This window comes from Proteus columbae (assembly GCF_002777965.1).
GTDB lineage: Bacteria > Pseudomonadota > Gammaproteobacteria > Enterobacterales > Enterobacteriaceae > Proteus > Proteus columbae.
Window position 1 is genome coordinate 18,673 of record NZ_NGVR01000003.1, and the last position, 23,792, is coordinate 42,464.

Below are 23,792 nucleotides of genomic sequence, written 5' to 3' on the forward strand. Positions count from 1 at the left end.
TAGAATGTATACAAAAATCTTAGGTACTGGTAGTTACTTGCCTGTACAAGTGCGAACTAATGCCGATTTAGAAAGAATGGTTGAAACATCTGACGAGTGGATTGTTACCAGAACGGGTATTCATGAACGTCGAATTGCAGCAGAAGAAGAAACTGTTGCCGTGATGGGTGCGGGTGCTGGCGAAAAAGCATTAGAAATGTCAGGTATTGATAAGCAAGACATTGGATTGATTATTGTTGCAACTACATCTGGCTCTCATGCATTCCCAAGTGCGGCTTGCCAAATTCAAAATGCATTAGGTATTAATGACTGTATTGCTTTTGATGTTGCGGCGGCATGTTCAGGTTTTGTTTATGCATTAAGTATTGCGGATCAATTTATTAAAGCAGGTTCTGTTAAAAAAGCACTGGTTATTGGTGCGGACAGATTATCTCACGCTTTAGATCCAGAAGATCGTGGCACGATTATCCTGTTTGGTGATGCGGCGGGTGCTGTGGTTGTTGGCGCATCAGAAGAAGAAGGTATTATCTCTACCCATTTACATTCTGATGGACGTTTTGGTGATCTCTTAGCACTACCTTATCAGAGTAGAGAAAACGACGATTTACCTGCTTACGTTACTATGGCAGGAAATGAAGTCTTTAAAGTCGCAGTTCGTGAGCTTGCCCACATTGTGGATGAGACACTTGAAGCTAACAAAATTGATAAATCTGAACTGGACTGGCTTGTGCCTCATCAGGCAAATTTAAGAATTATTTCAGCGACAGCGAAAAAGCTGGATATGACAATGGATAAAGTAGTGGTGACATTAGATCGCCACGGCAATACATCAGCAGCATCAGTCCCAACAGCATTAGATGAAGCTGTAAGAGATAATCGCATTCAACGTGGCCAGCTAATCTTACTGGAAGCGTTTGGTGGCGGTTTTACTTGGGGTTCTGCACTTATCCGTTTTTAATATTATCAGGAAAATAAACATGACTGATTTTGCAATGGTTTTTCCCGGACAGGGATCACAAGCTGTTGGAATGCTTGCAGAACTTGCAGAGCAATATCCAATCGTGACTGAAACATTTGCTCAAGCATCTGATGTATTGGGTTACTCTCTTTGGGACTTAGTTCAAAATGGCCCAGAAGAAGAGCTAAACAAAACATGGAAAACACAACCCGCATTATTAGCAGCTTCTGTTGCTATTTGGCGTGTATGGCAAGAAAAACAAGGCAAAATGCCACAAATGATGGCAGGTCACAGTCTTGGCGAGTATTCTGCATTAGTGTGTGCGGGTGTTATTGATTTCGCTGCGGCAATTAAGTTAGTAGAATTACGTGGTCAACTGATGCAAGAAGCCGTACCCGCGGGTACTGGTGCAATGTATGCGATTATCGGTTTAGATAATGACGCTATTGCAAAAGCCTGTGAAGAAGCAGCGCAAGGACAAGTTGTCTCACCTGTAAACTTTAACTCACCGGGTCAAGTTGTTATTGCGGGTAACAAAGAAGCCGTAGAACGTGCTGGTGTGTTATGTAAAGAAGCGGGTGCTAAACGTGCTTTACCATTAGCGGTAAGCGTACCTTCTCACTGTGCTTTAATGAAACCTGCTGCTGATAAGTTAGCGGTTGCATTACAAGAAATCGAATTTAAACAACCTGAAATTCAGGTCATTAATAACGTTGATGTGATAGCGCAAACTGATGCAAATGCAATCCGTGATGCGTTAGTTCGCCAGCTTTATAATCCGGTTCGCTGGACTGAAACGGTTGAACTTATTGCTGAAAAAGGCATCACACAATTATTAGAAATCGGACCAGGAAAAGTATTAACTGGCTTAACAAAACGTATTTCTAAAGAAATGAACGCTGCAGCAGTTAATGATATTGCATCATTAGATGTTGCATTAGGAAATGACTGAGGGATCTCATGGGATTTGACGGAAAAATAGCGCTAGTTACTGGTGCAAGCCGTGGTATTGGCCGTGCGATTGCAGAAGATTTAGTTGCACGCGGTGCGACAGTAATTGGTACAGCAACGAGTGAAAACGGTGCGCAAGCTATCAGCGAATATTTAGACGGTAAGGGTAAGGGTTTTGTGTTAAACGTCACAGAAAACGACTCTATCGAAAAATTTTTAGCAGATGTGCGTGCTGAATTTGGCGAAATTGATATTTTGGTCAATAATGCAGGTATTACTCGTGATAACCTGTTGATGCGCATGAAAGATGATGAGTGGCAAGATATCATTGACACTAATCTTTCATCAGTCTTCCGTCTGTCTAAAGCAGTTATGCGTGCTATGATGAAAAAACGTCATGGTCGTATAATTACCATTGGTTCTGTTGTTGGAACCATGGGTAACGCAGGACAGGCAAACTACGCGGCGGCAAAAGCGGGTGTGATTGGTTTTAGTAAATCATTAGCACGCGAAGTTGCTTCCCGTGGCATTACGGTGAATGTTGTTGCTCCGGGCTTTATCGAAACTGATATGACTAGAGCATTAACAGACGACCAAAGAGCAGGTATTTTATCTCAAGTCCCTGCTAACCGTTTAGGTGATGCCAAAGAGATTGCCAGTGCTGTAGCTTTCTTAGCTTCTGATGAAGCAAGCTATATCACGGGTGAAACATTGCATGTCAATGGTGGCATGTACATGATCTAATTATGGGGACGTCTTTATATTTGCTTTTTGCGTACAATATAATGCAAAATATAGCGAATAAAGTAGTCCACACAGTCGGGATTGGTTAGATCTTTTCCTGTATTTATAAACTAAGAAAATCATCGCGCAAGCGAGTTTTGATAGGAAATTTAATAGTATGAGCACTATCGACGAACGCGTTAAGAAAATCATTGTTGAACAACTGGGTGTTAAAGAGGAAGAAGTTGTAAATTCAGCTTCATTTGTTGATGACTTAGGCGCTGATTCTCTTGACACAGTTGAGCTGGTAATGGCTCTGGAAGAAGAATTCGATATCGAAATCCCAGACGAAGAAGCAGAAAAAATTACTACAGTTCAAGCTGCTATTGATTACGTTGAAAACGCAGGTAAATAAGCTTGCTAATCTAGGCGGTCACTCGACCGCCTATATTTTTAATCCTAAACTTTTTCCCTCCTTGGAGGATAAGCGTGTCTAAGCGTCGTGTAGTTGTGACCGGACTAGGCATGTTATCTCCTGTCGGTAATAACGCAGAAGCTTCTTGGGAAGCAGTGTGTGCCGGACAGAGTGGTATCGGCCTTATCGAAGATTTTGACACCAGTCATCATGCGACTAAATTCGCTGGATTGGTAAAAGATTTCAATCACGAAGATTATAATCTTTCGCGTAAAGACGCGCGTAAGATGGATCTTTTCATTCAATATGGTATTGCAGCAGGTGTGCAGGCCATTGCGGATTCAGGTCTTGAAGTAACAGAAGCCAATGCAAGTCGTATCGGAGCTGCTATTGGTTCTGGTATTGGTGGCTTAGGCCTTATCGAAGAAAACCATACATCTATGATGAGTGGTGGCCCTCGTAAAATTAGCCCATTCTTTGTACCTTCAACCATTATTAACATGGTTGCAGGGCATTTAAGCATTATGTATGGTCTTCGTGGCCCTACAATCTCTATCGCAACAGCGTGTACTTCAGGTGTTCATAATATTGGACATGCTGCACGTATTATCGCTTATGGTGATGCAGACGCAATGCTGGCAGGCGGTGCCGAAAAAGCAACCACACCATTAGGTTTGGGTGGCTTTGGTGCTGTTCGTGCATTATCAACACGTAACGACAATCCTCAAGCGGCTAGCCGCCCATGGGATAAAGATCGTGATGGTTTTGTATTAGGTGATGGTGCGGGTGTTCTTGTTCTCGAAGAGTATGAACACGCTAAAAACCGTGGCGCTAAAATTTATGCTGAAGTGTTTGGTTTTGGTATGAGCAGCGATGCTTATCACATGACTTCACCGGCAGAAAATGGCGAAGGCGGTGCGCTGGCAATGACAAATGCACTGAAGGATGCAGGTATCGCCTCATCCGACGTGGGTTATATCAATGCACACGGCACATCAACAAATGCAGGCGACGTTGCTGAAGCACAGGCAGTAGAAAACGTATTTGGTAAAGGTACTGATGTATTAGTTAGCTCAACAAAATCTATGACAGGTCACTTATTAGGTGCTGCGGGTGCAATTGAGTCTATCTTTACTATCCTTTCACTACGTGATCAAATCGTACCTCCAACAATTAACCTAGATAATCAAGACGAAAATTGTCATCTTGATTTTGTTCCACATAAAGCGCGTAAAGTTGAGAACATGGAATATGCTCTGTGTAACTCATTTGGCTTTGGTGGTACTAACGGTTCAATTCTCTTTAAACGCGTATAAGCCGTTTTTTGTAGAAAGTTGAAAAAATACCTAAAGGCCCAGGATTATTCTGGGTCTTTTATTTTGTCCTTTTACTGGCAGTTGTTTTATCATGTGCAGATTGATATCAATAACATAGATGTAAGGTGTGTTAGATGTATTGGGTAAATGGGCAACAGCAACAAAATGTAGATGCCAGTGATCGAGCGGTACAGTTTGGGGATGGCTGTTTCACAACACTTGCTGTTGAACAGGGTGATCCCATTTTATTAACTGCACACATAAATCGCTTAAAACAAGGCTGTAACGCTCTCTTTCTACCTCATCCTAATTGGTCTGAACTTAAAGAGCAGATCATAGAAGCCGCTTCTCTGGCTAAAACAAAAAGTGTGATTAAAATTATTATTAGTCGTGGTTATGGTGGACGAGGATATTCCTCCCATGGATTTATAACGCCGACAGTAATCATATCTCTGTCATCTTATCCTACCCATTATCTCCACCAGCAAAGTGAAGGTGTATCGCTTGGTATAAGTTCTGTTACCTTAGGGCAAAACCCTTTGTTGGCTGGGATCAAACATCTCAATCGTCTAGAACAAGTCCTTATCAAATATCATTTAGAAAAAACAGAATTTGATGATGTTTTAGTGTGTGATAATGAAGGATATTTAGTTGAAGCTAATGCGGCGAATCTTTTTTGGCGTAAAGGAAATAGGTTTTTTACGCCAAACCTGACTAATTCAGGGGTAAATGGCATTATGCGTCAATCTATTTTTCAATTAGCTCAAAAAAATCATTGGGAAATTGATATTGTGAGAGAAAAACCTGAAACACTTTATCAAGCTGATGAAATATGGTTAACAAATGCGTTGATGCCAGTGATCCCCGTTTCACAAATCACGTTTTCAGATGATAAGTACTATCAATATCCTAATAGGGATTATTATCATGTTGTTTTACAACACAGTTTGTCACTTAAATAGAATTTAATGAGTTATAAATGAAGATAAGAAAAATAGTATGGATAGTTTTTTTTGCCTTATTGATTAGCCTTGGCGCAGTTGCATTGTATATGATGCAACATATTCGAGGCCTAGAAGAAAATATTGTTGTAAAACAAGATGAAATGCTACTGACTGTGCCAGCAGGAACAGGGCGTGTTGCCATGGAGCAACTATTAATAAAAAATAATCTGCTTAAAGAAGGTGATTATTTTCAGGTTTTATTAAAAGCCAAACCAGAACTAAGCCAATTTAAAGCTGGTACTTATCGTTTAACAAAAGGGATGACATTGCATGATGTTTTATTGCTAATCAAAAGTGGTAAAGAGGCTCAGTTCTCTATCCGTTTTATTGAAGGAAGTCGTTTAAAGGATTGGCAATCTATTTTTGAGCAAGCACCTCAACTGGCGGCTGTCGCACACACGATGGATAGCGATAAGTTACGTCAAGAAATAGGAATAAAGCCTGAAATTACTAATCTAGAAGGTTGGTTTGCACCAGATACATACCATTACACGGCGGGTACGACTGACGTCGCAATTTTAAAACGTGCCTACCAGCAAATGGAAAAAACATTAGAAGAAGAGTGGATTAAACGCGATAGTGACTTACCGTATAAATCGGCTTATGAAATGCTTATCATGGCATCAATTATTGAAAAAGAGACAGGCATTGATGCTGAAAGAACAAAGGTTGCGTCTGTTTTTGTCAATCGATTAAAAACTAATATGCGATTACAGACTGATCCAACGGTCATCTATGGTTTAGGTGATAAATATAGAGGCACAATTTATCGTAGTGATTTAAATGGCTATACACCTTATAACACGTATCAAATTGATGGCTTACCACCAACACCAATAGCAATGCCGGGCGTTGCTTCAATTAGAGCCGCTGCACATCCAGCAGATACGCGTTATCTCTATTTTGTTGCGGATGGAACGGGTGGTCATAAATTTTCAACCACACTCAATGAACATAATAAAGCCGTCGCACAATATCGACGCTTACAACAAAGATAATTATGAACAACAGCAAATTTATTGTAATTGAAGGACTTGAAGGTGCTGGAAAAACCAGTGCGATCCAAACAGTTATCGATACACTTAAAGATAAAGGTATCACCAATCTGGCATTTACTCGTGAACCGGGTGGCACACCGCTTGCCGAAAAATTACGTGAGCTTATCAAACAAGGTATTGACGGCGAAAAAGTCACGGATAAAGCCGAATTATTGATGCTATATGCAGCGCGTGTTCAGCTGGTTGAGAACGTCATAAAACCTGCGCTTGCGGAAGGTAAATGGGTGATTGGCGATAGACATGATCTCTCTTCACAAGCTTACCAAGGCGGTGGGCGCGGCTTAGATAAAGATCTTATGTTGTCACTTCGTAATACTGTTCTTGGTGATTTTCGCCCTGATTTAACCTTATATCTTGATTTAGATCCGGCTGTTGGTCTTGCCAGAGCGCGTGCTCGAGGCGAATTAGACCGGATTGAAAAAGAATCAATGGATTTCTTTTATCGTACTCGTGAACGTTATCAAGCATTGGCTAAAGATGATGACTCCATTATCACGATAGATGCATCTCAAACGATTGAAAAAGTACAAGCAGATATCCGTCACACATTAACAACGTGGCTAGTTCAGCAGGAAAATAAATCACTATGAATTGGTATCCTTGGCTAAATCAGGCATATCGACAACTTATTAGCATGTATCAAGAAGGGCGGGGTCATCATGCCTTGCTTTTACATGCGATAGAAGGCATGGGAGGAGAAGCTCTCTCTTATGGATTAAGTCGTTGGTTAATGTGCCAGAATAAACAGGGATTAAAAAGTTGTAATGAATGCCATAGCTGTCGTTTGATGCTTGCTGAAACACACCCTGATTGGCATGTTTTGCAAAGTGAAAAGGGAAAGTCCTCGATTGGTATTGAAGCTGTAAGAAAAGTCACTGAAAAATTGGAGCATCATGCTCAGCAAAGTGGTTTTAGAGTTGTTTGGATAAAAGACGTTGAAGCGTTAACAGAAGCGGCAGCAAATGCATTGCTCAAAACGTTAGAAGAGCCGCCTAAAAATACCTATTTTTTACTGAATTGTCAGCAACCAGAGGTTTTATTAGCGACCTTGCGTAGTCGTTGTTTTTATTATCATTTAGCAACGCCAGATCTTCAACACGCAACGCACTGGTTACAGCAACAATTACCAAACATACCTTATGCAAATAGTGTGACGGCATTAAATTTATCTCAGAACGCTCCGGTTTTAGCGCTTTCATTATTGAAAGATGAGTGGAAAGAAAGAGAGACTTTTTGCCAAGTTTTATATACGAGCATACAACAACGTGATTTATATGCATTTTTACCACAATTAAATCAAGATAATGCAGAACGCCGCTTGTATTGGTTATTATCACTGCTGCTTGATGCATTAAAATATCAAACTAATGCACAAGTGTATTGTGTGAATCAAGACCAGCAAGCATTGATTATGGCGTTATCACAATGGCCTTCGGATATTTTATTATCCACTATTGATGGATGGAAACAGTGTCGTTATCAGTTGATGACCATTCCTGCATTAAATAGAGAGTTATTACTAGTAGAACAGCTACTAGATTGGGAAAATCAGCTATCCACAAAAAATTAATTAGCTACATATTAATTATGATTTAGCTGTAATAAAAAACACCTATAAGTCGTACCAGATACCAGATAAATGAGAGTAAGTTATGTTTTTAGTTGATTCACACTGCCATCTCGACTGTTTAGATTATGAAAAATTACATGAAAATATTGATGATGTTGTCGAAAAAGCACAGCAGCGTGATGTCCAATATATGTTAGCAGTGGCAACCACATTACCGGGCTTTAAGAGTATGCGTGAGCTAATCGGTAAACGTGACAATATCGCCTTTTCTTGTGGGATCCATCCTTTAAATTTAGATGAAGGCCATGATGTTGAAGAATTAGCACGTTTAGCTGCTGCACCTGATGTTGTGGCTTTAGGTGAAACAGGGCTAGATTACTATTACCAACAAGAAAATGCTGCTCTGCAACGTGAAATTTTTCGTGAGCATATTCGTATTGGACGCCAAGTTAATAAACCCGTTATTGTGCATACACGCAGTGCTCGCGAAGATACGTTATCGATTTTAAAAGAAGAGAAAGTTCAAGATTGTGGTGGTGTTCTGCATTGTTTTACTGAAGATAAAGAAACTGCAACAGCATTACTTGATCTTGGAATGTATATTTCTTTTTCTGGCATCGTGACATTTAGAAATGCTGAACAAATTAGAGAAGCTGCTCGTATTGTTCCTCTTGATAGAATTTTAGTTGAAACAGACTCCCCTTATTTAGCGCCAGTTCCTCATCGAGGAAAAGAAAATCAACCGGCTTATGTCCGTGATGTTGCAGAGTATATGGCTGTCTTAAAAGGAGTGAGTGTTGAAGAGTTAGCGCAACAAACAACACGCAATTTTGCTAAGCTCTTTCATATTCAAAACTTACCTGCTTAATAGAATTAATCAGGAATTAAAATAAATAATAAGGTGATGGAAATGGCAGAAGAAACAATTTTCAGTAAAATTATTCGTGGTGAAATTCCAGCCAATATCGTTTTTCAAGATGATACAGTGACTGCATTTCGTGATATTTCACCTCAAGCACCCACTCATATTTTAATTATTCCTAATAAACTTATTCCTACTGTAAATGATGTTACTGCGGAGGATGAGCAAGTATTAGGACACCTTTTTGTAGTTGCGGCAAAAATTGCACAACAGGAAGGTATTGCTGAAGACGGTTATCGCTTAGTGATGAACTGTAATAAACATGGTGGACAAGAAGTTTTCCATATTCATATGCATTTGCTTGGCGGAAAACCATTAGGGCCATTATTAAGCCAGTAATGGATGTGATGCTAACAGCAGGATAACAGGAAGTAATACATGATAAGACAAGGTAAGGCCATTTTTTCATTACTTATCGCTGTGTTTATGACGACATTGCTTTCAGGATGTTTATCATCTCATTCAGATAATAAACTCTATTTCAATCGTCAGCAGGCTATTATTATGGAGCCTTCGGTATTAGTTGTAGGCATTGTTGCTGGTCAGCCAACCATTGAACACCATGCTAATGGCACAAAAGCGACAGTCATGTTATCAAATACACAATCTTACCCTGTCTCTATACGCTATCGTTTTTATTGGTATAACGAACAAGGACTTGAAGTTTCCCCTGCTGGGAATGTAAATGATGTGACTATTCTTGGTGATGGTGATGCCGCAATTAGTGGTGATATACCAGATAAAACCATTAGTTATGTCAGAGTTTATCTCTTTACTTAGGATAAGGTAACACGAGCATGAAAAGAGTTCTATTTGTGGCGATGTCTGTGTTTTTATTAGCAGGTTGTCCATCAATGTTGCCACAACAACCGCCAGCACCTGTTGAACCTGTTGGGCCAATTACACCTACAGAGCCAGTAGAGCCGCCTAAACCGATAGAGCCACCAATTGAAGTTGTGCCAACACCACCTAAAATTACGAGTATTAATTGGAATGCTGCTGTTACTCCTTTAATTAGAGAAATGGCGGTTACTGGTGATTTAGACGCGGGTAAGCTTATCGTTGTTGATAATGTTAAAAATAATTCAGGTGGGAATATCCAGGCAGTAAATGCGACTAATACTATTATTGAATCGGTTAATAGTATTAGTGCATTGCAAACCGTGCCTTATACGCAAATGATGTCAGCGCGAAAAGCCCTCGGTTTATCTGGTGAAGATAGCCTAGGTCTTCGTAGTGCAGCAATTGGTTTAGCTCGCTATTTGAAAGCTGATTATATTTTATTCTCAACGGTTGATGGTAAAAAAGATAACCGTGTGATCAGTATGCAGTTAATGTCGGTTTCTTCTGGTGAAATTCTTTGGAACGGACGCCATAAGGTTGAGTGATCCGCATTACTCAAGTTTACTTAATGCCTTGCAAGCGCTTTTTCCTGCAACGGCATTAAGTAAATGGAAAATTACGGCATTAGAAGGCGCTGGTGGTGGTGTTTTTCGCGTGCAATGTACAGATATTGACTGGGTTGCTCGTTATTATGGCGATGAAAAAAAAGCGCTTTATGTACATGGAAGAAAAGAATACGCCATTTTAAAACAGCTATCAGGATCTAATTTATCACCTAAAGTCGCTACACGTTATAAAGAGTGGTTTTTTCTTTATTGGTTACAGGGCGAACATCTTACTCACCAATCACTTTTTAGTACTTATTTAAAACCGTTGGCTGAAAAAATAGCAATACTCCATCAACACACACCGTTAGGTTTTCCTCTTAACTTAAATCATGAATTATTAATTTATTGGCAGGGTATTGATAGAAAACGTTTATCCGCTAAATGGTTACGCTTACAACAAAATTTTTTACGCCAACCGCGATGCAATCTCATAAAATACGCGCCTGCTCACATGGATTTGCATGTTGAGAATATTCTTCTTAGTGATTCCGGTATAAAATTTATTGATTGGGAATATGCAGCCGATATTGATACAGCTGATTCATTGATGACGTTCTTTGCAACAAATCAACTCAATGAAGCGCAACAAAATACGTTTTTGGATTATTATTATTCGTATCATTGTCATTATGCTCAATCCCAAAAGGTGGATGTTTATTCTGTGAAGGAGTTGAGAAAGCGTATTTTATCAAGAGAGCCATTCATTTTTTATATGATGCTAATGTGGTATGAAGTCCGTTGGCAACAAACAAAAGATGGATCATTTTTAATAATGTCTGAACCTTTACGTCGCTATTTCAGTCTGACGAATTAAAGACATTATCTTGTCACAATTACAAAGAGAGGAATGTTATGGGTCCGGTAATGCTTGATGTTGAAGGATATGAACTCGATAGTGAAGAGCGTGAAATTTTAAAGCATCCTCTTGTCGGTGGATTAATCCTTTTTACCCGCAACTTCCACGATGCTGAACAATTAAATGAATTAGTTCGCCAAATTCGTGATGCATCTCATGAGCGTCTTGTGATTGCAGTAGACCAAGAAGGGGGACGAGTGCAGCGCTTCCGTGATGGTTTTACACGCATACCAGCTGCTCAATCTTATGCGGCATTAAATGAAGGTTATCAAGCGAGTCATTTAGCACAAGAAGCTGGATGGTTAATGGCATCAGAAATGATTGCCATGGACATTGATATCAGTTTTGCACCTGTGCTCGACCTAGGTCATAACTGTATTGCCATTGGTGAGCGTTCTTTCCATGATTCACCTGAAATTGCTATGACAATGGCAGAGAGTTTTATTAAAGGTATGCGCTCTGCGGGTATGAAATCAACAGGCAAACACTTCCCTGGTCATGGCGCTGTAAGGGCTGATTCTCATAAAGAAACACCTCGTGATGATCGCTCTTTAAATGATATTCGCCAACGCGATATGTCTATTTTTAAAGATTTTATTCAACGCCAGTTACTAGATGCCATTATGCCAGCTCATGTTATTTATTCTCAGGTTGATGAGCGTCCAGCAAGTGGCTCATCGTACTGGCTGAAATCTATTTTACGTGAACAATTAGGTTTCCAAGGCGTTATTTTCTCTGATGATTTATCGATGGAAGGTGCTGCTATTATGGGAAGTTATGCAGAAAGAGCACAACGTTCACTAGATGCTGGTTGTGATATGCTTTTAGTGTGTAATAACCGAAAAGGGGCAGTGAGTGTGTTAGATAACCTGTCCTCTGTCAAAGCAGAACGCATTTCCACATTGTACCATCACCGAGGTCGTTACACATTGAGTGAGCTACAAACCTCTGATCGTTGGAAAAAAGCGAATCAGTTGCTGACCCAATTACAGGAGCAATGGCAGGAGCGAGCATGATTATATATTTACATGGTTTTGATTCCACAAGTCCTGGAAATCATGAGAAAGTTTTACAGCTACAGTTTATTGATCCTGATGTCCGCTTTTTAAGCTACAGTACGTTGCATCCTCGTCATGACATGCAACACTTACTGAAAGAAACGGATAAAGTGATTAAATCCACGAAAGAGCCAGTATTAATTTGCGGCGTAGGATTAGGTGGATATTGGGCAGAGCGTATTGGTTTCTTATGTAATATTCGTCAGGTAATGATTAACCCTAATCTTTTTCCTTACGAAAACATGACAGACAAAATCGACAGACCTGAAGAATATTTAGATATTGCAACGAAATGTATTAAAGATTTTCGTTCTAAAAATAAAGATAACGCTTTAGTGATTTTATCCCGTAATGATGAGGTTTTAGATAATCAGCGTTCTGCTGATGAATTATCGCCTTATTACTCTGTAATTTGGGATGAAGTGCAAACGCATAAATTTAAGAGCCTCTCTGAGCATCTATTTAAAATTAAAGCGTTTAATAGCAAAGAGTAAGACTAAAGTAAGGTGTTTAAAATGGATGGTGTTGGTTCCATCCATTTTTTTATCTAATGCAGCTAAAACGTTCATATCGTCCTCTCTACCTATCTCTTTTTCAACATTTGTTTCGATCCTTTATTTTTATCACTTCAATGATCACGACTGATTTTAACAGTCCTCTTTATGCTTGTTTTTCTAGTTCATTGTATTAATTGATAAAACGAATATCCCTATGTTTTAAATGGTGATTTATTTATCACTGAAAGGCAAAAAACGACTATTTTCTTCAAAAAATAGATATGAATGTTCAAATATTTTTGATATAAATCAACTTTGGTATGACCATCTTTCCAATTAACTTGCTTAAGAACAAAAATAACAGCCGAAACGATTTAACTGTCGTTATTTAAGTAGATTTCACTAAGGCTATTTAAATAACAACAGTAAATATCTTTATGGAGTGACGTTAAATGTCATTAAAAAAAATTGTTATTGTCGGTGGTGGCGCTGGTGGTTTAGAACTGGCGACCAAATTAGGCAATAAATTAGGACGCAGCAAAAAAGCAGAGATCACTTTAGTGGATCGCAACAACAGTCATCTATGGAAACCCCTTTTACATGAAGTAGCAACGGGTTCTTTAGATGATGGTGTTGATGCTTTAAGTTATCTAGCACATGGTTATAACCATCATTTCAATTTCCAATTAGGTTCATTAACAGGGCTTGATCGTGAGCAAAAAAATATCACACTGGCAGCTATTTATAATGAAGATCAAGAGTTACTCGTACCTGAACGCACATTAGACTACGATATTTTAGTGATGGCGTTAGGCAGTAAATCAAACGATTTTGGCACACCGGGTATTAAAGAGAACTGTATTTTCTTGGACAGTCCTCAACAAGCACATCGTTTCCATAACGAAATGTTAAATTTATTTTTAAAATACTCAGCAGATACCAATGCACAAGAAGAAAATCGTAAGGTAAATATTGCGATTGTAGGTGGTGGTGCGACGGGTGTTGAGCTTTCAGCTGAATTGCATAATGCAGTACGACAGCTTAATAGTTATGGATTAAAAAAATTAGCACCTTCAGCATTAAATATCACTTTGGTTGAAGCTGGAGAACGCATCTTACCAGCATTACCAGTGCGTATTTCTAGTGCTGCACATCAAGAATTAACCAAATTAGGTGTGCGAGTGATGACTAAAACCATGGTCACAAGCGCAGATGAAGGTGGATTAAACACTAAAGAAGGTGAGCATATTGATGCTGACTTAATGGTGTGGGCGGCAGGTATTAAAGCGCCTGATTTTATGAAAGAGATTGCTGGTTTAGAAACTAACCGTATTAATCAGTTGGTTGTTAAACCTACCTTACAAACAACCTTAGATGAATCTATTTTTGCGATTGGTGATTGTTCTTCTTGTCCAAGAAAAGAAGGCGGTTTTGTTCCGCCAAGAGCACAATCCGCACATCAGATGGCAAGTCGTTGTTACAGCAATATTTTAGCAATGTTAAAAGACAAACCGCTAAAAGATTATGTGTTTACCGATCATGGCTCATTAGTTTCACTCTCTAAATTTAGTACCGTAGGGAGTTTGATGGGGAATTTGATGAAAGGGGACATGATGATCGAAGGACGTATAGCGCGGATTGTCTATATCTCTTTATATCGAATGCATCAAATAGCTTTGCATGGTTATATCAAAACTGGGCTTATGATGTTAGTCGGATCAATCAATCGAGTGATTAGACCTAAACTAAAACTTCATTAATTTATCTTTTGCTTTACGGATAAGACAAAAGTTACCTTTTTAAACCCTTATATTATATGAGGGTTTTTTATCTATTTTTTCTTTTAAATTAAAAAATTAAATGAGAATATCTAAATAAGATAAATAATCACAGCATAAAACACTAGATGATTTGTCTGCCCATATCAAAAATAACCAATAACTCTAAAACTCAATAGAGTAATGATAAACATAATTTTATTATTAAGGTTAAACTTGTAATATTAAAGATAGCGTTTATTTTATTTATTACACTAAATTATTTAAGACTTTTCTTAAATAAAAAATGATGTTTAATTCATTAATTCATCAAATAAAATGTTATGGTGTTTCGTAGATTTGTATTTGAAAGATAATAAGTAAAAATTATTAGAAATAAGCTTAACTTGTTATTTTTACTTGTATTTAAGTGGATAAAATAATCTTACAAATCTTAAAAGTAAATTTTATAATATGAGTTAAATATAAAATATCTCCTATTTTTAGGCGACATTTGTTAACTTGGTGTTATCATAATGCTATATTAGCAATAGCATAACGATTTCTATTTTTTCAGCTTAATAAATTAAGATCTATCTTAATATAATGTGTAAGTCTTAAGAATGTAGTTAGTATTTAATTAAGTAATTAAAACAGAAATAAGTGGTGTATTTAACATGTCATAAATACGTAGTTTACTTATTATGTTAATCAGCATGGATGTTGAATTAAGCTATCAGATTAGAGAATTCATTTATTGAATACTAAATATATTAGCCAGTTAGAGTGAAATAATGGCTTTTATTACGCATCTGTAGCAATTAAGGATAAAACAAATAAAAAGGGGTAAAAGTGGGTGTTAATGTCAGAAAGTACACACTAATAGGACTAATCATTGTATTAGCTATTCTTTCATTTATTGCATGGAGGTGGGTATTTCCCCAGCCTCAATACGCTCATGTCGTTTCGGCTACACCTATTAAATCGACTGTTTTTGTGACAGAAGAGTATTGTCATCGAATTGGCTTACCTACACCTTTTACACCAGAGAATTTGTCACGATTTCACCCCGCAGAGCAAGAGTGCCGAGTGTTTTATATGATTGAAGCACTCAATAACAGCAATATTGCTAATTTCCCTTATCCTCAATTTAAAGAGTGCATCCCGATTTATCGTCAAGAGCGTAGAATTGTTGGTTATGATGTGCTTTATACTATTGATGGAACACCGGGCAAAGTACGCACCACGTTTAAACCCGGTGAAATTATCGCATTAGATTCTGATGGTAGGCTGATTTTAGAACAAGAACCTTATTGTTCTATGAATGAAAAAGTACCTTGCCGTAAAGAGTAAATCTAACAATATAAAAGAAAGGCGTAAGAAGGTGTAAGAAAGGCGTAATAAAGTTACTTCAATTACGCCTTTTTGTTGATTAAATAACCGCAAGAGTGCGGTTATTTAATTTTATGCTCATCAAATGCATTTAGCATATCATCAATAAAAGTGAGTCGTTTCTCACGCTCAGTTAAATCTGTAATAAATTTCAGTTTTGATGGGCCATCTAAACGGAAAATAGCAGGTTGCTCTTGAAGTAGACTGATTAAATATCCCGGATCAACCTTGTTCTTTTCACCAAACTCAATAAACCCGCCTTTATCATGGGCTTCAATTCGAGTAATACCCAAGCGCATGGCATTTAAGCGAATAGCGGCATTACGCAGTAGATAACGCCCTGCATCAGGCAGCTTACCAAATCTATCAATTAACTCTGCTCTTAGATCATTAAGCTCTGTTAAGTCGATTGCACTAGCAATTCGTTTATAGAATGAAAGTCTGACATTTACATCAGGAATGTAATCATCAGGTAACAAGACTGGCATTCTTAATTCAATTTCAGTTTGTTGATTGGTGAGATCTTCAAGTGATGGCTCTCTACCTTCTTTAAGTGCTTCTACCGCACTTTCTAGCAATTCCATATAAAGAGAGAAGCCAACGGTATTCATTTGACCACTTTGTTCTTCACCTAATAATTCACCAGCGCCTCGAATTTCTAGATCATGAGTCGCTAATGCAAAACCTGCACCCAAATCTTCCAGCGAAGCAATTGCCTCTAAACGTTTATGAGCATCCTTTGTCATTGCTTTAGGATGTGGTGTCAACAAATAAGCATAAGCTTGATGATGAGAACGACCTACACGCCCACGTAACTGATGCAATTGCGCTAAACCAAAGTGATCTGCTCGTTCAATAATAATGGTGTTCGCGGTTGGTATATCAATACCTGTTTCAATAATTGTGGTGCAAAGTAACACATTAAAACGTTGGTGATGAAAATCATTCATCACACGTTCAAGCTCGCGTTCACGCATTTGTCCGTGACCAATACCAATACGTGCTTCAGGAACGAGTGTAGCCAGTCTCTCACGGGCTTTTTCGATATTTTCAACATCGTTATACAAGTAATAAACTTGTCCGCCACGCAACGTTTCACGCAAGATAGCTTCGCGCACCACTAAGTCATCATATTCTCGCACAAAGGTTTTTACTGATAAGCGACGTGCTGGTGGTGTTGCAATAATGGAAAGATCACGCATACCACTCATTGCCATATTCAATGTACGAGGAATAGGCGTTGCTGTTAGCGTTAAAATATCAACATTAGCACGCATGGCTTTTATTCGCTCTTTATGGCGAACACCAAAGCGGTGCTCTTCATCGACAATTAATAGCCCTAAATCTTTCCACTGAATATTCGGTTGAAGCAATTTATGTGTACCAATGACAATATCAACCGTACCTTCAGCCAGTTTTTCTGTGATTTGTTGTTGCTCTTTTGCGCTACGAAAACGCGAGATCATCTCAATGTTAACGGGCCAATTAGCAAAACGATCACGGAAATTATCAAAATGTTGCTGAGCCAATAGGGTGGTTGGTACTAAAATAGCGACTTGTTTATTGTTGTTAACGGCAAGAAATGCAGCACGCATCGCCACTTCTGTTTTACCAAATCCGACATCGCCACAGACGAGTCTATCCATTGAAATGGCTTGGCACATATCGCTAAGTACAGCATTGATCGCCATTTCTTGATCAGGTGTTGTTTCAAAAGGAAAACTTTGGCGGAATGATTGGTACTGCTCTTTATCCATTTTAAAGGCAAAGCCTGTTTTTACTTCACGTTGAGCATAAACATCTAATAACTCTGCTGCGACATCACGCACTTTTTCGGCGGCTTTTTGGCGCGCTCTTACCCATGCATCGCCACCCAATTTATGTAGTGGGGCATTTTCATCTGCACCGCCAGAATAACGACTTATTAAGTGCAGTGATGAAACAGGAACATAAAGTTTGTCATTACCCGCGTAGCTTAACATCAAGTATTCAGCTTTAACGCCACCCGCTTCTAGTGTTGTCATTCCTTGATAACGACCAACACCATGCTGAAGATGAACAACGGGTTGTCCTATGCTTAATTCAGCAAGGTTGCGAATTAAAGTATCTGTATTGATAGTGCGACGATTGTCTTGGCGACGACGATTAACGCGCTCACCTAACATATCACTTTCACAGATCATGGCTAATTGACGATGGTTATCAATAAATCCATGTTCAGCAGCACCAATGATAAAGTAAAAACCTTTCTCTTGAGCATCAGATAGTTCAATGATCTGCTTAGGTGCTATTTTTATCCGCGATAAAAGCTCTTGTACGGTTTCGCGTCGTCCTTCACTTTCAACAGAGAAAATAACACTACCTGAAAATTGTTCTTGGAATCGGCGTAAGTTATCTAAAGGTGATTTGCTTTGAGCGTTAATCGATAAATCAGGAAGAGGCTGATAGCCTAAATTGGTCTGTCCTGCTTTTTCAGGCAACGTTTCTGTTTTAAGTTGAATACGAGGCCACTGTTTTAACTCTTTATTAAATTTATCAACATTCAGCCAAATATCATCAGGTGGTAACAGGGGTCGCATAGGATCAACACGACGGCTTTCAAAACGTTGATTAATGTCTTGCCAAAATTTTTCTGCAAAATCTTGTAGATCTTGCGTCACTATCAATGTGTTTTTAGGGAAATAAGCAAATAAGTTAGATAAAGGCTGTTCAAAAAACAGGGATTGCCAATATTCAATGCCTGTTGGCAATATGTGTTTACTTACTTGCTGATAAATATGTTCAGGATCGCGTCTTACATCAAATCGTTCACGCCATTGGCTACGGAAAATCTCTATCGCATTTGCATCTGTTGGGAATTCATGTGCAGGCAGTAAATTAATTTGATCAACTTCAGCTAATGTCCGCTGTGTATCGACATCAAAAGTACGCAGGCTATCTATTTCGTCATCGAAAAAATCAATACGATAAGGAAATTCACTTCCCATAGGAAATAAATCTAATAATGCACCACGCGTTGCGTATTCCCCATGTTCTAATACTTGTTCGACATGGCGATATCCCGCTTCATCTAATGTTTTACGCAAATTATCACGAGAAAGTACCTCTCCTTTTTGCATTACCAACGCATGACTTGCGAGATAATCCGTAGGGCAGACTTTCTGCATTAACGTATTGACAGGTAAGATTAAAATTCCCTTGAGAAGTGATGGAATACGGTATAGCGTAGAAAGGCGGTTTGAGATGATTTCTTGGTGAGGTGAAAAACTGTCGTATGGCAGCGTTTCCCAATCCGATAATGTCTCTACTGGATAATCACAAAACTGACGGATTTCATCTTGTAAACGCAATGCATTTTGCATATCACGAGTAACAAGAACAACTAATCCAGAGTGACGTTTGATGATCTCTGCACATTCTAGAGCACAAGCGGCACCAGTCAGTTGACCTAGCTGACGAGTATCCCCTTGTTTTATAGGAAGTTGATAACGATATTCTGAGGACATAAGCGTGTAATGTGAACTCTTTGTTGTAGTTAACTCCCAACACATCTTTAGCTTAATGGCTAAAGCTTAAACTGGCGGGCAGGTTAAGATAAAAGAAAAAACCACAGTTTGGGAATAGAGTGGTTCCATTCAGTAAGACTACCCTTTATTATCCCTGAACACTTCGCATTAGCAACAGGAACAGCACAGATTTCATGTACAATTCTGTCTCATTTTATATAGGGCTCCGTTATATGCGGGGTCGTGCGGTCGATAAATTCGGTCGCTTCGTCTCATGGCTATCCGCTTTAGGGATTATGTTAGGTGTAGCGGCACTGATCACAGTGACTTCTGTCATGAATGGCTTTGAACGCTCATTGCAAGAAAGCATTCTTGCTTACATTCCACAAGCAATCGTGACATCACCTAACGGGCAATTATCCCGAGATTCAAATATAGCTGAAAGATTACTGACGCGTGAAGGTATCATAAACGTTACCCCTTTAGTAGAAGGCGATGTTGTTTTGCAAAGTAAAGACAATATCAGCGTTGGTGTCATGCTGGGTATAGAAAAAGAGCAAGATGAGCCTTTAACGAAACATATTCGCTATGGCGATTTTTCTATGCTAAAAGCGGGTGATTATGGTGTGATTTTAGGAAGTGGCCTCGCGAAACAGTTGAAAGCAAAAGAGGGGGATAACATCCGCCTTATTGTGCCAAGCGTAAGCCAATTAACGCCAATGGGAAGATTACCTAGCCAACGATTATTTACGGTTAAAGGTATTTTTCAAAGTGGTGGCGATGCAGATGCCTCACAAATCTTAGTTAACCAGCAAGATGCGGCACGTTTAATGCGTTATCAGCCGGGTAATATTACAGGATGGCGTCTTTTCTTTACTGATCCTCTCAATATTGAAAAATACAGTGCACAATCTTTAGATGAAAATCTAAGTTGGAGAGATTGGCGCGAACGTAAAGGTGAATTTTTCCAAGCGGTTAAAATGGAAAAAAATATGATGGGATTATTATTAAGCTTAATTATAGCGGTGGCAGCTTTTAATATTATTACCTCACTTTCTTTGTTGGTCATGGAAAAACAAGGTGAAGTTGCTATTTTGCAAACGATGGGCTTAAAACGCGCTCAGATTATGTCCATCTTTATGCTACAAGGTGCAGGTGCAGGTATTTTAGGCGCGGTAGCGGGTGGTCTGCTAGGTGCATTACTCTCAAGCCAATTAAACGTCATTATGCCCGCGGTAGGACTTATCCCTCAAGGTGTGGAATTGCCCGCAACACTTGATTGGGGACGCGTCTTTATGATTGGTTTCTCCGCTATTATCATTTCCCTTTTATCCACTTTATACCCGTCTTGGCGGGCCGCGGCTATTCAGCCAGCAGAGGCGCTACGTTATGAGTAATTCTTCTTTGAATAAACAACCAATGGCATCAGAAAAACAAATGCAAATTAATAAAGATGGTTTATTGGATTGCCACGCCCTATGTAAACAATACCAAGATGGTTCTATTTCCACACAAGTGCTGAAATCCGTCTCTTTTAAAATGGATAAGGGCGATTTTCTTGCCATAGTAGGAAGCTCTGGCTCAGGAAAAAGTACCTTATTACATTTACTGGGTGGATTAGATTCTCCAACATCAGGTGAAGTCTTTTTTAAAGGGCAATCACTTAATAAATTATCCTCTTCGGAAAAGGCCGATCTACGTAATAGCCAATTAGGTTTTATTTATCAATTTCATCATCTATTACCTGATTTTACTGCACTTGAAAATGTTGCTATGCCACTGATGATTGGTGGCACGAGCGCTTCTGTTGCGAAAGAAAAAGCGATGTCTTTACTTGAAGCTGTTGGGTTAAAAGATCGCGCTCATCACCGTCCTTCAGAGCTTTCTGGTGGTGAGAGACAACGCGTTGCGATTGCGAGAGCATTAGTGAACGATCCTGCATTAGTCCTTGCTGATGAACCAACTGGTAATCTTGACCAGAAAAACGCAGAAGGGATTTTTGAATTGTTGATTAAGTTAAACAAAGAAAAACAAACTGCTTTTTTGGTCGTAACGCATGATTTGTCACTGGCTGCTCGTTTTCAGCGCCAACTTGAAATGAAAGATGGTCAACTACAGTCACAAAACGCAATTTCAGGAGTGAAATAATGGCGCAATTGCCACTTGCATTAGTGACCGCATTACGTTTTTCAAGAGGGCGAAAACGTGCGGGAATGGTTTCTTTAATTTCAGTTATTTCAACACTGGGCATTATGCTGGGTGTTGCTGTCTTAATTATTGGCCTAAGCGCCATGAATGGCTTTGAACGTGAATTAAAAAACCGTATTTTATCAGTTGTGCCTCACGGACAAATTTATTCAGTAGAACAGCCATTTGTACAATGGCAATCAGCATTACCTCGTATTGAAAATACCCAAGGTGTTGTCGCTGCTGCTCCTTATATTTTACTTACTGGATTGTTAGAAAAAGGAACAGAGTTAAAGGCAGTGCAAGTGATGGGTGTATCACCTGAAAAACAAGGTGATATCAGCTTATTGCCTCGATATGTACAAAACAATGCATGGCAAAATTTTAAGGCAGGTAAACAACAAATTATTATAGGGCAAGGCGTTGCCGATGCATTGAAAATAAAACAAGGTGATTGGCTGACGGTGTTAATTCCTAATAATGACGATCCTACTAAGCTTTTACAGCCTAAACGTATCCGTTTACAAGTGAGTGGTATCTTTAAATTAAGTGGAATGCTCGATCATCAATTAGCTTTAATTCCTTTAGCCGATGCTCAACAATATATGGATTACGGGCAAGGCATTACAGGGATTGAAGTGAAAACGGTAGATCCATTTTTTGCGAATGAAATTATTCATAATGCAGGTTTAAACAGTAAAGAATATGTTTATGCAAAAAGTTGGATAAGTGACTACGGCTATATGTATAGCGATATTCAGATGATCCGTAGCATTATGTATTTATCGATGATCTTAGTAATTGGTGTCGCTTGTTTTAATATTGTCTCAACACTGATTATGGCGGTAAGAGATAAAAGCAGTGATATTGCTATTTTACGAACGTTAGGTGCACGAGATAGCCATATTCGTAATATCTTTTTATGGTACGGCTTATTATCAGGCATGATTGGTTGTGTCGCCGGTGTGATATTTGGTGTATTGGTTGCTTACAATTTAACGCCATTAGTGTCTGTTATTGAGTCATTAACGGGGCACAGTGTGTTGTCTGGCGATGTTTATTTCGTTGATTTTCTACCTTCAGAAGTTCATTTAATTGACGTTTTCTCTGTATTTATTACCACTGTGATCTTAAGCCTGATTGCAAGTTGGTATCCTGCACGTCGAGCCACTAAACTAGATCCTGCAAGAATTTTAAGTGGACAATAAGTTTATTGACATACAAAGAAGAAAAAACGCTTAAACTAGTGAAGATAAGAAACGCGATATTTAAACTTGAAAACCAAGGATTGTAATGATGAAACTTAAACTTCGTCATCGTCGGCTTAGGAAGTTTCGTAAAATTAAAAATTTACGTAGACAACATTCACGTTGTCGCTATTTTCATCTAACCCATAAAACGGAACATGAAATGAATTTACCCAAAGTTGTCGTATTAACAGGGGCTGGCATTTCGGCTGAATCAGGAATTAAAACATTCCGATCAGAAGATGGATTGTGGGAAGAACATCGCGTTGAAGATGTTGCAACACCTGAAGGTTATCAACGCAATCCCGAATTAGTTCAGCAGTTTTATAATGAACGTCGCCGCCAATTGCAACAACCCTCTATTCAACCTAATGAAGCGCATTATGCATTAGCAAAACTAGAGCAACGTTTAGGTAAAGAAAATTTTTTACTCGTTACGCAAAATATTGATAACTTGCATGAAAAAGCAGGTAGTAAACATATTTTGCATATGCATGGTGAATTGCTAAAAGTGCGTTGCCCTCAATCTCGTCAAGTATTTGAGTGGAAAGGGGACTTAGAAACAACCGATCGTTGTCATTGTTGCCAATTCCCATCTCCGTTGCGCCCGCATATTGTCTGGTTTGGTGAAATGCCAATTGGTATGGAAGAGATTTATCGCGCACTGGCTGAGGCTGATATTTTTATCTCTATCGGTACATCTGGAAATGTTTATCCAGCGGCCGGTTTTGTCCATGAAGCTCGATTAACTGGCGCTCATACCGTTGAGTTAAATCTTGAACCAAGTTTGGTTGAAAGCCAGTTTGAAGAGAAACATTATGGCCCTGCAAGTCAGGTAGTTGATGAATATGTTCATAAATTGTTTGAATTAATTAATGATCCTAAAGCTGATTTGACGCAATAATTATTTTATAGAGTTCCCTA

The 23,792-nt window shown here is 38.8% G+C and carries 23 protein-coding genes; 22 read left to right on the forward strand and 1 reads right to left on the reverse strand.

Annotated elements, in window-relative coordinates:
- Positions 1-4: 4 nt before the first annotated feature.
- The 18 genes from CBE70_RS00950 to umoD all read left to right on the forward strand — a co-directional run bounded on the left by CBE70_RS00950 (position 5) and on the right by umoD (position 15,889).
- Positions 5-958, forward strand: a complete 954-nt coding sequence (locus tag CBE70_RS00950) for a beta-ketoacyl-ACP synthase III (RefSeq protein WP_100157837.1) — start codon at positions 5-7, stop codon at positions 956-958.
- Positions 959-977: 19 nt separating this feature from the next.
- On the forward strand, positions 978-1,910 hold the full coding sequence (gene fabD, locus CBE70_RS00955) for an ACP S-malonyltransferase (protein WP_100157838.1): 933 nt from the start codon (positions 978-980) through the stop codon (positions 1,908-1,910).
- An 8-nt stretch (positions 1,911-1,918) separates the two neighbouring features.
- Positions 1,919-2,653, forward strand: coding sequence for a 3-oxoacyl-ACP reductase FabG (gene fabG / locus CBE70_RS00960; protein ID WP_088493190.1), 735 nt, complete (start codon positions 1,919-1,921; stop codon positions 2,651-2,653).
- A 157-nt stretch (positions 2,654-2,810) separates the two neighbouring features.
- A complete protein-coding gene (acpP, locus tag CBE70_RS00965; RefSeq protein WP_004247087.1) occupies positions 2,811-3,047 on the forward strand; it encodes an acyl carrier protein in 237 nt (78 codons plus the stop codon).
- 74 nt (positions 3,048-3,121) lie between these two features.
- On the forward strand, positions 3,122-4,363 hold the full coding sequence (fabF, locus tag CBE70_RS00970; protein ID WP_100157839.1) for a beta-ketoacyl-ACP synthase II: 1,242 nt from the start codon (positions 3,122-3,124) through the stop codon (positions 4,361-4,363).
- A 134-nt stretch (positions 4,364-4,497) separates the two neighbouring features.
- Positions 4,498-5,325: an aminodeoxychorismate lyase gene (pabC, locus tag CBE70_RS00975; RefSeq protein WP_100157840.1), complete on the forward strand. Its 828-nt coding sequence runs from the start codon at positions 4,498-4,500 to the stop codon at positions 5,323-5,325.
- Positions 5,326-5,342: 17 nt separating this feature from the next.
- A complete protein-coding gene (mltG, locus tag CBE70_RS00980) occupies positions 5,343-6,365 on the forward strand; it encodes an endolytic transglycosylase MltG (protein ID WP_100157841.1) in 1,023 nt (340 codons plus the stop codon).
- Positions 6,366-6,367: 2 nt separating this feature from the next.
- Positions 6,368-7,015: a dTMP kinase gene (gene tmk, locus CBE70_RS00985; RefSeq protein ID WP_100157842.1), complete on the forward strand. Its 648-nt coding sequence runs from the start codon at positions 6,368-6,370 to the stop codon at positions 7,013-7,015.
- Positions 7,012-7,995, forward strand: coding sequence for a DNA polymerase III subunit delta' (holB, locus tag CBE70_RS00990; RefSeq protein ID WP_100157843.1), 984 nt, complete (start codon positions 7,012-7,014; stop codon positions 7,993-7,995). Before tmk ends, holB begins: the two co-directional genes overlap by 4 nt.
- Positions 7,996-8,077: 82 nt before the next feature.
- Positions 8,078-8,863 (forward strand): metal-dependent hydrolase, encoded by a 786-nt coding sequence (locus CBE70_RS00995; protein WP_088493184.1) that lies wholly within the window; start codon positions 8,078-8,080, stop codon positions 8,861-8,863.
- Between the two features lie 42 nt (positions 8,864-8,905).
- Positions 8,906-9,256, forward strand: coding sequence for a purine nucleoside phosphoramidase (hinT, locus tag CBE70_RS01000; RefSeq protein WP_036913377.1), 351 nt, complete (start codon positions 8,906-8,908; stop codon positions 9,254-9,256).
- Between the two features lie 39 nt (positions 9,257-9,295).
- Positions 9,296-9,697 carry a YcfL family protein gene (locus tag CBE70_RS01005; protein ID WP_100157844.1) on the forward strand — a complete coding sequence of 134 codons (402 nt, stop codon included), beginning with the start codon at positions 9,296-9,298 and terminating at the stop codon, positions 9,695-9,697.
- A gap of 17 nt (positions 9,698-9,714) precedes the next feature.
- On the forward strand, positions 9,715-10,305 hold the full coding sequence (locus CBE70_RS01010; RefSeq protein WP_100157845.1) for a penicillin-binding protein activator LpoB: 591 nt from the start codon (positions 9,715-9,717) through the stop codon (positions 10,303-10,305).
- Positions 10,268-11,182 (forward strand): phosphotransferase, encoded by a 915-nt coding sequence (locus CBE70_RS01015; RefSeq protein ID WP_232797320.1) that lies wholly within the window; start codon positions 10,268-10,270, stop codon positions 11,180-11,182. Before CBE70_RS01010 ends, CBE70_RS01015 begins: the two co-directional genes overlap by 38 nt.
- A 38-nt stretch (positions 11,183-11,220) precedes the next feature.
- On the forward strand, positions 11,221-12,240 hold the full coding sequence (nagZ, locus tag CBE70_RS01020; RefSeq protein WP_100157847.1) for a beta-N-acetylhexosaminidase: 1,020 nt from the start codon (positions 11,221-11,223) through the stop codon (positions 12,238-12,240).
- On the forward strand, positions 12,237-12,776 hold the full coding sequence (gene ycfP / locus CBE70_RS01025; protein WP_100157848.1) for an alpha/beta hydrolase YcfP: 540 nt from the start codon (positions 12,237-12,239) through the stop codon (positions 12,774-12,776). Before nagZ ends, ycfP begins: the two co-directional genes overlap by 4 nt.
- Positions 12,777-13,231: 455 nt before the next feature.
- The gene (locus tag CBE70_RS01030; RefSeq protein WP_100157849.1) at positions 13,232-14,539 is read left to right on the forward strand and encodes an NAD(P)/FAD-dependent oxidoreductase; all 1,308 of its coding nucleotides are present in this window, start codon (positions 13,232-13,234) and stop codon (positions 14,537-14,539) included.
- 849 nt (positions 14,540-15,388) lie between these two features.
- Positions 15,389-15,889 (forward strand): flagellar biogenesis regulator UmoD, encoded by a 501-nt coding sequence (gene umoD / locus CBE70_RS01035; protein ID WP_100157850.1) that lies wholly within the window; start codon positions 15,389-15,391, stop codon positions 15,887-15,889.
- A gap of 101 nt (positions 15,890-15,990) precedes the next feature.
- On the opposite strand, the gene mfd is transcribed toward umoD, so the two are convergent.
- Entirely contained in the window at positions 15,991-19,434 is a 3,444-nt protein-coding gene (gene mfd, locus CBE70_RS01040; protein WP_100157851.1) for a transcription-repair coupling factor, read from the reverse strand.
- Positions 19,435-19,628: 194 nt separating this feature from the next.
- Here mfd and lolC point away from each other — a divergent pair, with 194 nt between their 5' ends.
- The 4 genes from lolC (at position 19,629) to cobB (ending at position 23,772) form a co-directional block, all read left to right on the forward strand.
- Positions 19,629-20,831: a lipoprotein-releasing ABC transporter permease subunit LolC gene (gene lolC, locus CBE70_RS01045; protein WP_100157852.1), complete on the forward strand. Its 1,203-nt coding sequence runs from the start codon at positions 19,629-19,631 to the stop codon at positions 20,829-20,831.
- A 40-nt stretch (positions 20,832-20,871) separates the two neighbouring features.
- Positions 20,872-21,582, forward strand: coding sequence for a lipoprotein-releasing ABC transporter ATP-binding protein LolD (lolD, locus tag CBE70_RS01050; protein WP_408633989.1), 711 nt, complete (start codon positions 20,872-20,874; stop codon positions 21,580-21,582).
- Positions 21,582-22,829: a lipoprotein-releasing ABC transporter permease subunit LolE gene (lolE, locus tag CBE70_RS01055; protein ID WP_100157853.1), complete on the forward strand. Its 1,248-nt coding sequence runs from the start codon at positions 21,582-21,584 to the stop codon at positions 22,827-22,829. The genes lolD and lolE overlap by 1 nt, the downstream gene beginning before the upstream one ends.
- An 85-nt stretch (positions 22,830-22,914) precedes the next feature.
- On the forward strand, positions 22,915-23,772 hold the full coding sequence (gene cobB / locus CBE70_RS01060; RefSeq protein WP_100157854.1) for a Sir2 family NAD+-dependent deacetylase: 858 nt from the start codon (positions 22,915-22,917) through the stop codon (positions 23,770-23,772).
- The last annotated feature ends 20 nt before the right edge of the window (positions 23,773-23,792 follow it).